The 11,703-nt window shown below is 45.8% G+C and carries 14 protein-coding genes; all 14 read left to right on the top strand.

Annotated features, from left to right (window positions below):
• The first annotated feature begins 11 nt into the window (after positions 1-11).
• Complete coding sequence (locus H8S17_RS13455; protein WP_024721691.1) at positions 12-965, top strand: DUF3991 and TOPRIM domain-containing protein; 954 nt, start codon at positions 12-14, stop codon at positions 963-965.
• Positions 962-1,879 (top strand): DUF3846 domain-containing protein, encoded by a 918-nt coding sequence (locus H8S17_RS13450; protein ID WP_102364678.1) that lies wholly within the window; start codon positions 962-964, stop codon positions 1,877-1,879. Before H8S17_RS13455 ends, H8S17_RS13450 begins: the two co-directional genes overlap by 4 nt.
• A 133-nt stretch (positions 1,880-2,012) precedes the next feature.
• Positions 2,013-2,156 carry a DUF3789 domain-containing protein gene (locus tag H8S17_RS17280; protein WP_081721142.1) on the top strand — a complete coding sequence of 48 codons (144 nt, stop codon included), beginning with the start codon at positions 2,013-2,015 and terminating at the stop codon, positions 2,154-2,156.
• Positions 2,137-2,478: a plasmid mobilization protein gene (locus H8S17_RS13440; RefSeq protein WP_024721689.1), complete on the top strand. Its 342-nt coding sequence runs from the start codon at positions 2,137-2,139 to the stop codon at positions 2,476-2,478. The genes H8S17_RS17280 and H8S17_RS13440 overlap by 20 nt, the downstream gene beginning before the upstream one ends.
• Complete coding sequence (locus tag H8S17_RS13435; RefSeq protein WP_024721688.1) at positions 2,469-3,839, top strand: relaxase/mobilization nuclease domain-containing protein; 1,371 nt, start codon at positions 2,469-2,471, stop codon at positions 3,837-3,839. The genes H8S17_RS13440 and H8S17_RS13435 overlap by 10 nt, the downstream gene beginning before the upstream one ends.
• A complete protein-coding gene (locus H8S17_RS13430; protein ID WP_003525219.1) occupies positions 3,823-4,617 on the top strand; it encodes a PcfB family protein in 795 nt (264 codons plus the stop codon). Before H8S17_RS13435 ends, H8S17_RS13430 begins: the two co-directional genes overlap by 17 nt.
• A gap of 5 nt (positions 4,618-4,622) precedes the next feature.
• Positions 4,623-5,507: a hypothetical protein gene (locus tag H8S17_RS13425; protein ID WP_015573064.1), complete on the top strand. Its 885-nt coding sequence runs from the start codon at positions 4,623-4,625 to the stop codon at positions 5,505-5,507.
• Positions 5,508-5,516: 9 nt separating this feature from the next.
• Positions 5,517-5,720, top strand: a complete 204-nt coding sequence (locus H8S17_RS13420) for a hypothetical protein (RefSeq protein ID WP_002606285.1) — start codon at positions 5,517-5,519, stop codon at positions 5,718-5,720.
• A complete protein-coding gene (locus H8S17_RS13415) occupies positions 5,707-7,503 on the top strand; it encodes a VirD4-like conjugal transfer protein, CD1115 family (protein ID WP_024721685.1) in 1,797 nt (598 codons plus the stop codon). Before H8S17_RS13420 ends, H8S17_RS13415 begins: the two co-directional genes overlap by 14 nt.
• Before the next feature lie 14 nt (positions 7,504-7,517).
• On the top strand, positions 7,518-7,877 hold the full coding sequence (locus H8S17_RS13410; RefSeq protein ID WP_014635894.1) for a glutamyl-tRNA amidotransferase subunit A: 360 nt from the start codon (positions 7,518-7,520) through the stop codon (positions 7,875-7,877).
• Between the two features lie 73 nt (positions 7,878-7,950).
• A complete protein-coding gene (locus tag H8S17_RS13405) occupies positions 7,951-8,787 on the top strand; it encodes a hypothetical protein (protein WP_003525214.1) in 837 nt (278 codons plus the stop codon).
• Between the two features lie 14 nt (positions 8,788-8,801).
• Complete coding sequence (locus tag H8S17_RS13400) at positions 8,802-8,987, top strand: hypothetical protein (protein WP_015573063.1); 186 nt, start codon at positions 8,802-8,804, stop codon at positions 8,985-8,987.
• Positions 8,987-9,352, top strand: coding sequence for a PrgI family protein (locus H8S17_RS13395; RefSeq protein ID WP_015573062.1), 366 nt, complete (start codon positions 8,987-8,989; stop codon positions 9,350-9,352). Before H8S17_RS13400 ends, H8S17_RS13395 begins: the two co-directional genes overlap by 1 nt.
• Entirely contained in the window at positions 9,345-11,678 is a 2,334-nt protein-coding gene (locus H8S17_RS13390) for a VirB4-like conjugal transfer ATPase, CD1110 family (RefSeq protein WP_015573061.1), read from the top strand. Before H8S17_RS13395 ends, H8S17_RS13390 begins: the two co-directional genes overlap by 8 nt.
• The last annotated feature ends 25 nt before the right edge of the window (positions 11,679-11,703 follow it).

The following is an 11,703-nucleotide window of genomic DNA, read 5'->3' as shown; positions in this document are numbered from 1 at the left end:
CGGTGATAATTATGCCGTATATTGCACCGGAAGTCATAACCGAAGCCAAACGAATGGATTTATTAACCTATCTTAGAGAGTATGAACCGGGCGAGCTTGTTAAATTTTCAAGTAACACCTACACCACAAGAACCCACGACAGCTTGAAGATTTCCAACGGCAAATGGATGTGGTGGTCGAGAGGTATCGGGGGCAAATCTGCCCTCGATTACCTTATCAAAGTCCGTGGAATGGATTTTGTGGAGGCGGTTCAGACCATTATGGGAAACGGTTCAGTCAGCTTTCCGACTTGTGAAAACATCAAAAGTTATGAGAACCAGCCTTTGCTTCTGCCTGAAAAAAGCCCCACTACCGATGTGGTATTTGATTATCTTTTCGGGCGTGGGATTGATTATGAAATTATCAACTACTGCTTGGAACAGAAGCTAATCATCGAGTCGCTCCCATATCATAATGCTGTTTTTATCGGCTATGACGAGAACAAAGAACCTAAATACGCCGCATACAGAGCAACAAATCAATCAAGAATTATGGGCGACTGCACCGGAAGCAAAAAGCAATATTCTTTCCGCCTGACTGCCGAGAACACCGGAGAGGTTCATCTTTTTGAGTGTGCCATTGACCTGCTTTCCTATGCAACTTTGATGAAGCTGGAGGGCAAAGACTGGCGACAGTTTAACCTTGTTTCTCTTGCGGGAGTGTATTCCCCAAAGCAGAAAATCGAGGACTCGAAAGTGCCTGTTACACTCGGCAGGCTGCTTGAAAAGGACAAAACAATCAGGCGAATTGTTCTTCATTTGGACAATGATATTGCCGGAAGAAAAGCGACCAAAGCGTTGCAGACGATTCTTTCAGATAAGTATGAAGTCGTTGACGACCCTCCCCAATATGGGAAAGATGTCAACGACTTTCTTTGTAAACGCTTGGGAATAAAAGATAAAACCGAAAGGAGTTTTGCACGATGAAACTAAAAGAAATCAGAGAAATGTACCCGGAGGGAACGCAGATTGTACTCACTGAAATGGCTGGCGAAAGTCAAATGCCCTACGGTCTGAAAGGAACGGTTAAATTCGTTGACGACGCCGGACAGATTCATATGAGTTGGGAAAACGGAAGCTCCCTCGCCTTGAATATTAACGAGGATACCTTTGAAAAGGTAGAAGCACCTGAGAAGATTTCCGTCATTCTTGTTGAGCCGGGCAGGTATCCGAAGCTCATTGAAATCGAGGATACGCTTGAAGCAATGCAGTCTCTTGTGGAGGGAGATATTGAAGAATATATGCCCTTTGAGGACGAAGTTGCCATCATCTGCAACGATGAAGGAAAGATGAACGGCTTGCCGTTGAACAGGGCAGTTTATTCCGAGCCTGAGAATGTTGAGATGAGTTATCCGCAGTTGAAAGCTCATTTCCGGCAGGCAGAAAAAGAAAGAAACCACACGACCGGATATATTGTTTTTACGGATGACAGCTTTGACAAGCCTTACACAGAGGAACAAAGAACCTATGTTGTCAGCAGTAACAATAAGGCTTTCATTGAGGGTATGGGAGGATATTCTATCTATGCTTCTTCCCTTGACGGCTCGGATAAATGTGTGCGACTGGAAGCGTATATGGCTGATGAACACGGCGGCAAGGATGGTTGGAAGATTGAAAAATGTTATGTGAAAGACGACAGCAACCGTGAAATGCTCGACATTATTGCCGGCAAGTTCTTCATTGCATACGCACCGATTGAGTCGGAAAAGTTCCTCAGTATGCCGAAAGAACTGGCTCGTAAGTACGAGGAAAAGTTCAAATACCCGGAGAGATTTTATAAGTCCTTGGACGGTATTGAAGCAAAGCCGTATAAGCCTGTCTCAAAGGATATGGAGAGATAAGAGTCAATCTATGGGGCAACCCTGAGTGTCTGCATAATCTTAGCGAGCAGACCATTTATGGACAGGAATGTCCAAAACGGTACACTCGTTAGGGGTTGCCCCTAATACCCCAAGCAAGAAAGGAGCATAAGCTTTGCGGGAGATAGTATTGGTCGCCGCCGGGTTACTCATCGGCGGCTTTTTCGGAGTAACAACAATGTGCCTGTTTCAGATAAACCGGGACAGACACTATATTTACAGAAAGGACAGCGATAAAAATGAGCAAGAGAAACATTGAAAAGCACATTCTGATGAACAAGGCAGAAGCTCAGGATTTGCAGAAAAAAGCAAAGCGGGCGTGTCTTTCCGAAGGCGGACTTATCCGTTTGCTTCTCAGAGGATACGAGCCGAGAGAAAAGCCCGATGAAAGATTTTACGATGTTATGCGTGAGCTTTCCGCTATCGGCAACAACATCAATCAGCTTGCGGCGAAAGCAAACACCCTCGGATTTGTGGACGCACCGCAGCTCAAAAAGGAAGCCGAGCGTTGGCACAAGTTTCAGGCTGATGTGGAGCGTACTTTTTTAAGACCCGATAAGAGCGATATGAAATGGCAGTAAGTAAATTGTGGTCGGTCACATCAAGGCTCGGTCAGGTAATCGACTATGCCGCCAATCCCGAAAAGACGGCGGCAGACATTTACACCGAGGAACAGTATCAGGCTCTCCGTGATGTTCTCAGCTATGCAAAGGACGAAGAAAAAACCGAGCGTGAGTTTTTCGTAGAGGGTATCAACTGCAACCCTGCGACCGCAAGAGACCAGTTTATATCTGTAAAAAAAGCATACGGCAAAGACGACGGCATTCAAGCCTATCACGGATACCTGAGCTTTAAGGAACAGGACATATCCCCGGAGCTTGCACAGAAAATCGGAATGGAATTTGCAAACGAAGTGTGGGGCAAAAGATTTCAGGTGGTGGTTACTACTCATCTGAACACGAAACACCTGCACTGTCATTATGTAATAAACTCCGTTTCCTTTGTGGACGGCAAGCGGTTATGGGGCGACGAAAAAGCGTGGTTCAAGTTTCGTTTGGTTGCCGACTGCCTTTGTGAAAAGTACGGACTGTATTACAATCCGAACCCAAACCGCAGTAAGCAATCCTCTTATTACTACAAGCAGGAACAAGCCGGTATGCCGAGCCGATATTCAATGACCCGTGACGCCATTGATGAAGCGATTGCACACAGCACCAACTTAAAGACCTTTGATTATATCCTGACTCAGATGGGCTATGAACATTGTCTCAGCGACAGTCGAAAGTATTGGACGATTGTCCCGAAAGGATACAAGAAGCCGATACGACTTAAATCACTCGGAGAGAATTATACCGAGGACGCAATCAAGCGTAGGCTGACGGAAAATCAAAAGGTTCTTATCGTTCCTTTTGCAAAGGAAACGGTAAGAGTCAGGCAGTACCGAATGCCCACAAGAGAACACAAAGTCAAAAAGGTCGGCGGACTGTATGGGCTGTATCTGCATTACTGCTATAAGCTGGGTTATCTGCCGAAGTACAAAAAACAGAATACCGCAAGGCTTCACTATCTTTTGAAAGAAGATTTGCTGAAGCTCGACAAAATCACTCAGGAGACAAGGCTGCTTGGACGGGAGAACATTTCTACCGACGAGCAGCTTTTCTCATATAAAGAGTCCGTGTTGTCGCAAATCAAATCCTTGACTGACGATAGAACGCACCTGCGAAAACAGTTAAGAAGAAATTTGAGTGACGATGAGCTATCAAATGTCAAAGAGCAGATTACGGCAATCACGAGCAAGCTGTGGACTCTCCGCAAAGAGGTCGGTCTTTGTGATGACATAGCCGAAAGGTCAAAGGTTATTGAAGCCAACCTTGAAACGGTAAGAGTTTACGAAGAAAAACAAGAACGAAAGGAGCAGAACCGTAATGACAAACGGAGGTGATGCGGCAGAACAGGTCGTCAGGCTATCGCTTGAAGGCTTTGAAGTAGCCGCAAAATTAAGCGGAGCGGCAGCAAAGAATATTGCCGTTCTTTTAGTCTCTGTTCTCAAACAGGAACAGAAAACAAAAGGCAAGGCTCGACTTACTAATATGATTAAGTCGGGCAAGGAGCTGAAGGTGTTTTCTATCCCCAACAAGGACTTGAAGAAGTTTACCGAGCAGGCAAAACGCTACGGCGTTCTCTACTGCGTACTCAGGGATAAAAACACAAAGGGCGATAATGTCCCGATTGATATTATTGCCCGTGCAGAGGACGCTTCCAAAATTCAGAGAATCGTTGAGAGATTTGAACTCGGTAAAGTTGATAAGGCTGCGATTGTCACCGAGTCTCAGAAGGCTGTCGAAAAGCGTGAAGCTTTGGAGAAAGACAAGCCGACGAAAACCAAAAACGAAATCATCACTGAGGAAGCCGTCAGAAAACCTATTCAGAAAGAGGGGTATTCCCAGTCAAACCCCACAGTCGCCAAAACGGACAAAAACCCTCCGTCAAGGCACGACTCCGAGCCGGTAGATATGCAAACTGATAAGGGTACTGTAAGCGACAGACAGAGAAAGCCGTCGGTAAAAGCAAAGCTTGACCGATATAAGGCACAGTCCAAGCAGCAGAAAGAAGCAGAACGCAAAGAGCCGGAGGTATCAAAGCCGGAAGTCAAGAACGCCCCGGCACAGACCGTACACCAGCAGCCGAAACCTAAAAGCAAAAATGTGAAAGAGAGGTAATCACAATGACAAACAATTTTACCCCTGCTAAGGCAGGACAGCAGAGCAAACGACTTTCCAAAGAGGAATATGCCGAGAAGATGAAGGCTGAAAAAGAAGCCGTATATCAGATGGCGGACGACACCGCAAAGGCGATTGTTTCCGACCCGGAAAAGTTCAAAGCCTTCCTTGATACGCAGAGCCGTCTTGACAGATACTCTGCGGTCAACGCACTTCTGATTTTCAAGCAGCTTCCCGAAGCAAGCCAGCTTAAAAACTTTGATGACTGGAGCAAAGATAATGTGAAAATTCAGAAAGGTGCGAAAAGCATTTCCATTCTTGAACCTGTCGAGTATGCAAAGAAAGACGGTACGACCGGCATTTCCTACAATGTGAAAAAGGTCTTTGATGTTTCGCAGACCAACGGCAAAAGACCGCCTGCACCGACTGTCAACCGTGACCCGAAAGCACTCATTACCGTTATGCTGGATTCTTCCCCGGTTGAAGTGGAAGCAACAAATGAGCTTCCGTATCCCAATATGGCGGCGTTTTATAACAACGAGGAACAGACCTTGTATGTAAAGCGTGATGTGGGAGACAGCGTAGCGGTCGCTCAGTGCGTAGCACAGGAGCTTGGCCACGCACAGCTCTCTATCAACAGCGACAGTTACAGCAGAGCGGATATGGGCTTTCAGGCAGTATGTATCGGCTATATGCTTTGCAAAAAGTACGGCGTCGATACACAGAATTTTGCTATCAACCGTATCCCTGAAAAGCTCGCCGGCAAAGAGCCGAAGGACATTCGCTATGAGCTTTCCAAAACGAGAAACGCAATGGCGGATATTCACTCCCGTGTTTCCGATGAGCTTTACAAGAAAAAGCAGGAACGAAGCAAAGACTACGAAAGATAAGGTGAGACTATGGCGAAGGAAGAAATGTATCATATCGCATTGGACGATTATGAACACGGCATTATTATCCGTTCTCTCAACGACGAGAAAACAGATTTGATGAACGAGGGCAAATCTACCGATGCGGTGGACGACCTTATCATCAAGGTCGGAACTGCCCCAAAGAAAAAGTTCAAAGTTATCGAAAAGGAACGCTCCTGTGAATCGAGATAACGAGAGGCAGTCTGCTATTATTCTTTCCGTCATCGGTATTATCCCGGTCGTATGGCTGGCACTTCTGATTGCACCCTCTGTAAAAGGAGGATTGCCGGAAATACTGCCGAGCCTATTAACAGCGTTCAACGAACCATTTCATATTGAGCTATGCGAGGACAGCCTAAAAACTGTCCTCGTTTTGCTTCTCTGCTATGCAATGGGTATTGGGATTTACTTCTCAACACAGAAGAATTACCGAAGGCGTGAAGAACACGGTTCTGCAAAATGGGGCAATGCAAGAGCCGTAAACAAAAAATACAGACAGTCTCCGGCTTCTGCAAATAAGCTGATGACGCAAAATGTCTGTATCGGACTCAATGCGAAGAAACACCGAAGAAACTTAAACACCCTTGTGTGCGGCGGTTCGGGAGCCGGTAAGACAAGGTTTTACTGCAAGCCGAATCTTATGCAGTGCAACACATCATTTGTCATTCTTGACCCAAAGGGCGAAATTCTCCGAGATACCGGAAAGCTGCTTGAAAGCAAAGGCTATGAAGTCCGTGTTCTCGATTTGATTTCAATGGAGAAAAGCCATTGCTATAACCCGTTTGTCTATTTGCAGAATGACAACGATGTGCAAAAGCTCGTGACGAACCTTTTTAAGAGTACCACTCCGAAAGGAAGTCAATCACAAGACCCCTTTTGGGATACCTCGGCTTCAATGCTTTTGCTTGCACTTGTATTTTATCTTCATTATGAAGCACCCGAAGATGAACAGAACTTTGCAATGATAATGGAAATGCTCAGAGCCGGTGCGATTGAGGACGAGGAGGACACAAGACCTTCTCCTCTTGATGAACTGTTTGCGGAATTGGAGATGTCGAATCCCGACCACATTGCTTTGAAGTATTACCGTTCCTATCATTCAGGTGCGGCGAAAACCTTAAAGTCCATACAGATAACCCTTGCGGCAAGACTGGAAAAGTTCAACCTTGAAAGTCTTGCTTCTTTAACCACCACAGACGAGCTTGACCTCCCGTCACTCGGAGAGAAAAAGGTCGCTCTGTTCGCTTTGATACCGGATAACGATTCCAGCTTTAACTTCTTGGTATCTATCCTTTACACACAGCTTTTTCAGCAGTTGTTTTATGCTGCCGACCATATTCACGGCGGCTCGCTTCCCGTTCCCGTTCATTTTTTGATGGACGAGTTTGCGAATGTTTCACTCCCTGATGACTTCGACAAAATTCTTTCGGTTATGCGTTCCCGTGGGGTATCGGTAAGTATTATCTTGCAGAACTTGGCACAGCTTAAAGCCTTGTTTGAAAAGCAATGGGAAAGCATTGTAGGTAACTGCGACGAGTTTTTATATCTCGGCGGCAACGAGCAAAGCACCCACAAATATGTGTCCGAGCTTCTCGGCAAGGAAACCATTGATACCAACACTTTCGGAAAAAGTACCGGTCGAAGCGGCAACTACTCCACAAATTATCAGATTAGCGGTCGAGAGCTTCTTACTCCTGATGAGGTTCGTATGCTTGATAACCAATATGCAATTCTGTTTATTCGTGGAGAACGCCCCGTTATGGACTTCAAGTACGACATCTTGAAGCACCCGAATGTGGCACTTACAACCGATGGAAAGGCTTCTGCATATAAACACGGCGAAGTGACCATCAAGCACTCATCAATTTCCGTTCTTTCTATTGACCCGGAAGAACTTCCGGAGGAAAGCTACGGAGAAACCAATTACGAACTTCTGTCCGATGAGGATTTTGAAGTGAATAAAAACTTATTTTAACGGAGGAAAACACAATGAACATTTTTAAGAAGAACAACGAAAAGAAAACTACTCAGAAGCTGCCTATGACCGGAAAGGTTCAGAAAGGCTTCCGTGCTTACTGCGCCGTAATCGCAGCAGCAACTCTTGTTTGCGGTATGAGCGTTACCGCTTTTGCCGCCAGCGACCCGATTACCGTAGTCAACAATCTGTCCGATTTCATCTTCGGTCTTATCCGTGCCATCGGTCTTATCCTGCTTGGCTTCGGTATCGTTCAGGTCGGTCTCTCTTTGAAGTCTCACGACCCGTCTCAGAGAGCCAACGGTTTCCTGACTCTTGCAGGCGGTATCATCATTACCTTTGCAAAGGAAATCCTTACCCTTATTACCGGTTAAGAGAACACAGTTATCAAACGGGGCATACCTGGCATTTCAGGTATGCCCCTAATCTTAAAGGAGGTGCAAACAGATGAGTGATAACTGGGTAGTTCAGAACCTCGAAAATGCCCTTGAAACTTGGAACAGCAAGCTTTCGGAAATATGGCAGTTGCTAACCACTTCGCCGCAACAGTTCAAAGGCGGCAGTATTTGGTCGGTAATGGTGAATATCAACGGAGCAGTTCAGGCTATCGGTCTTGCCCTGCTTGTTCTGTTTTTTGTTGTCGGTGTGGTTCGCACCTGCGGAAGTTTTACCGATGTAAAGAAACCGGAACACGCATTAAAGCTGTTTATCCGCTTTGCCATTGCCAAAGGTGTGATTACCTACGGGCTGGAGCTTATGCTTGCCCTGTTCGACATCGTACAAGGTACGATTTCAACCATTATGACATCTGCGGGATTCGGTACGCCCAATCAAACAACTTTACCTGCTGAAATGGTAACAACCATTGAAAGCTGCGGATTTTTTGAAAGTATCCCATTGTGGGCGGTTACTCTTATCGGCGGACTGTTTATCACGGTCTTGTCGTTCATTATGATAATGACGGTGTACGGACGATTTTTCAAGCTGTATATGTACACTGCTCTCGCTCCGATACCGCTTTCCACATTTGCCGGAGAACCGTCGCAGAATGTGGGTAAGAGCTTTATAAAGAGCTACTGTGCCGTTTTGCTTGAGGGAGCAGTAATTGTACTTGCTTGTATCATCTTCTCCCTATTTGCTTCTACGCCGCCGGTAGTGAACCCTGACGCAGCAGCCGTTACTCAGGTATGGGCATATATCGGCGAACTGGTATTCAATATGCTTGTGCTTGTCGGTGCGGTTAAGATGAGCGACCGAATTATCCGTGAAATGATGGGCTTATAACGGGAGGTTCTCTGATGAAGAAAAACAAGAATAATAACGATAGATGGCAGGGCTATACGCCTGCCGACTGCGACTGCAAATATTGTGTGTATTACGGAGGAAAGAAAAACGGCAATGTGATTTGCCTTGCGGACACCTGCGTCTGCTCTGATGAAATCCGTCACGCAAAACAAGCATATCGCAGAGAAAGGAGCTTTTGATGGAAGTCAAAATTAACCGAGAGATACGAAATTACACAGAGTCAATGTTTTTTGGACTGTCGCTCAGACAGTTCATTTTTTCTGTCCTCGCCTGTGCGGTAGCGGTAGGACTTTACTTCCTCCTAAAACCGTACCTCGGAACAGAAACTGTATCGTGGGTGTGCATTTTGGGAGCTGCCCCTTTTGCGGCTCTCGGCTTTGTGAAATACAACGGAATGACGGCTGAGAAATTTATATGGGCGTGGATAAAGTCCGAGTTCCTTATGCCGAAAAAGCTGGTCTTTCATTCCACCAACACCTATTACGAATTGATGAAACCGACAATCGAACAAAAACAGAAGGAGGCTTATAAGAACAATGATTAAAACTCTTACAAACCTGTTAAAGCAGGACAAAGAAAAGTTCGTAGTACCAAAGGGCGTACAGGATTGTATTCCCATTACCGCTATTTATGATGACGGCATTTTCCGTGTAGGCAAGGACAAGTATTCCAAAAGCTTCAAGTTCACGGATATTAACTATGCCGTAGCGAGCCGTGAGGATAAGGAAGCAATGTTCCTTGAATACTCCGAGCTTCTCAACTCTCTTGACAGCGGAGCTACTACAAAGCTGACTATCAACAACAGACGGCTTAACCGTCTTGACTTTGAGAAAACCATTCTTATCCCCGAAACCGGCGATGAGCTTGATGTTTACCGAGAGGAATATAACAAAATGCTTCTCGACAAGGCAACCGGGGCAAATGCCATCGTTCAGGATAAATATGTTACTATCTCCATCAATAAAAAGAGCGTGGAGGACGCACGAACCTATTTTGCCCGTGTCGGTGCTGACCTGATTGCCCACTTTGCAAGACTCGGAAGCAAATGTGTGGAGCTTGAAACCGATGAGAGACTGAGAATTGTCCACGATTTCTTCCGTGTCGGGGAGGAAACCGCCTACCACTTCAATATTAAGGAAACGAGAAAGAAGGGACACGATTTCAAGGATTATGTTTGCCCCGATACAATGGAATTTGAAAAGGACTACTTCAAAATGGGAAACCGTTACGGGAGAGTCCTTTTTCTTCGTGAGTACGCTTCCTATATCAAGGACAGTATGGTAGCCGAGCTTACCGACCTGAACCGCAACCTGATGATGTCCATTGACATCGTACCTGTTCCTACCGATGAAGCGGTGCGAGAAGCAGAGAGCAGACTGCTTGGGGTTGAGACGAATATAACCAACTGGCAGAGAAAGCAGAATCAGAACAATAACTTTTCCGCTACCGTTCCGTATGATATGGAACAGCAGAAAAAGGAAATGAAGGAGTTCCTTGATGACCTTACCACTCGTGATCAGCGAATGATGTTCGCTGTACTCACTATGGTTCATACTGCGGACTCCAAAGAACAGCTTGATAACGACACCGAAGCTCTGCTTACTACGGCAAGAAAGCATTTGTGCCAGTTTGCCGTTCTCAAGTATCAGCAGATGGACGGACTGAATACGGCTATGCCCTTTGGAACACGCAAGATTGACGCATTCAGAACCCTTACCACAGAAAGCCTTGCGGTCTTTATTCCCTTCAGGGTTCAGGACATTTACCACGAAAACGGCATTTACTACGGTCAGAATGTCATCAGTAAAAATATGATTATTGCCGACCGCAGACAGCTACTCAACGGCAACTCTTTTATTCTCGGCGTATCCGGCGGCGGAAAATCCTTTGCGGCAAAGGGTGAAATTGAAAATATCATTCTTTCCTCCAATGCAGATGTTATTATCATAGACCCTGAGCGAGAGTATTCGCAGCTTGTAAAAGCTCTCGGCGGCGAAATAATCAATATTTCCGCTACTTCTCCGAGCCATATCAATGCGATGGATATGAACAAGGAATACGGCGACGGAGCAAACCCGGTTATCCTGAAATCCGAGTTCATTATGTCCCTTTGCGAACAGCTTATCGGCGGTACAAACCTCGGAGCAAAGCAGAAATCTATCATCGATCGTTGTACGGCAAGTGTTTACCGAGACTATCAGCAGAGAGGATATACCGGTACTGTTCCTACCTTGCAGGATTTTCGTGCGGAGCTTTTGAAACAGGACGAGCCGGAAGCAAAGGAAATCGCCCTTGCTATCGAGCTGTTTACTCACGGTTCTTTGAATACCTTTGCAAAGCCAACCAATGTTGATACGGATAACCGACTTATCTGTTATGACATTCTTGACCTCGGCAAGCAGCTTATGCCTATCGGTATGCTTGTCGTCCTCGACTCTATTCTGAACCGTATTACACAGAACCGTGCTAAAGGTAAGCAGACCTTTATCTTCATTGATGAAATCTACCTCCTGTTCCAGCACGAGTATTCTGCAAACTTCCTGTTTACGCTTTGGAAGCGTGTAAGAAAGTACGGCGCTTATGCCACCGGCATTACACAGAATGTGGACGACCTTTTGCAGAGCCATACAGCGAGAACTATGCTTGCAAACAGCGAGTTTTTGATTATGCTCAATCAGGCGTCAACCGACAGAATTGAGCTTGCAAAGCTCCTTAACATTTCTGACCTCCAGCTTTCGTATATCACGAATGTTGACGCAGGACACGGATTGATTAAGGTCGGCAGTTCGCTTGTGCCGTTTGCAAATAAGTTCCCGAAGAATACGAAGCTGTATAAGCTGATGACAACCAAACCGGGCGAGGGTGCATAACCCTTGCCCTATTCTGTAAATGAGA

Source organism: Roseburia zhanii, from assembly GCF_014287635.1.
Classification (GTDB): domain Bacteria; phylum Bacillota; class Clostridia; order Lachnospirales; family Lachnospiraceae; genus Roseburia_B; species Roseburia_B zhanii.
The sequence above is the reverse complement of the archived record's forward strand: the minus strand, read 5'-3'. Positions and strand labels throughout refer to the sequence as shown.

What these genes read in the sequence shown, in the direction of transcription:
- H8S17_RS13455 (WP_024721691.1), top strand. Translation starts at nt 12, where the DNA reads ATGCCGTATATTGCACCGGAAGTCATAACCGAAGCCAAACGAATGGAT.
- H8S17_RS13450 (WP_102364678.1), top strand. Translation starts at nt 962, where the DNA reads ATGAAACTAAAAGAAATCAGAGAAATGTACCCGGAGGGAACGCAGATT.
- H8S17_RS13440 (WP_024721689.1), top strand. Translation starts at nt 2,137, where the DNA reads ATGAGCAAGAGAAACATTGAAAAGCACATTCTGATGAACAAGGCAGAA.
- H8S17_RS13435 (WP_024721688.1), top strand. Translation starts at nt 2,469, where the DNA reads ATGGCAGTAAGTAAATTGTGGTCGGTCACATCAAGGCTCGGTCAGGTA.
- H8S17_RS13430 (WP_003525219.1), top strand. Translation starts at nt 3,823, where the DNA reads ATGACAAACGGAGGTGATGCGGCAGAACAGGTCGTCAGGCTATCGCTT.
- H8S17_RS13425 (WP_015573064.1), top strand. Translation starts at nt 4,623, where the DNA reads ATGACAAACAATTTTACCCCTGCTAAGGCAGGACAGCAGAGCAAACGA.
- H8S17_RS13420 (WP_002606285.1), top strand. Translation starts at nt 5,517, where the DNA reads ATGGCGAAGGAAGAAATGTATCATATCGCATTGGACGATTATGAACAC.
- H8S17_RS13410 (WP_014635894.1), top strand. Translation starts at nt 7,518, where the DNA reads ATGAACATTTTTAAGAAGAACAACGAAAAGAAAACTACTCAGAAGCTG.
- H8S17_RS13405 (WP_003525214.1), top strand. Translation starts at nt 7,951, where the DNA reads ATGAGTGATAACTGGGTAGTTCAGAACCTCGAAAATGCCCTTGAAACT.
- H8S17_RS13400 (WP_015573063.1), top strand. Translation starts at nt 8,802, where the DNA reads ATGAAGAAAAACAAGAATAATAACGATAGATGGCAGGGCTATACGCCT.
- H8S17_RS13395 (WP_015573062.1), top strand. Translation starts at nt 8,987, where the DNA reads ATGGAAGTCAAAATTAACCGAGAGATACGAAATTACACAGAGTCAATG.
- H8S17_RS13390 (WP_015573061.1), top strand. Translation starts at nt 9,345, where the DNA reads ATGATTAAAACTCTTACAAACCTGTTAAAGCAGGACAAAGAAAAGTTC.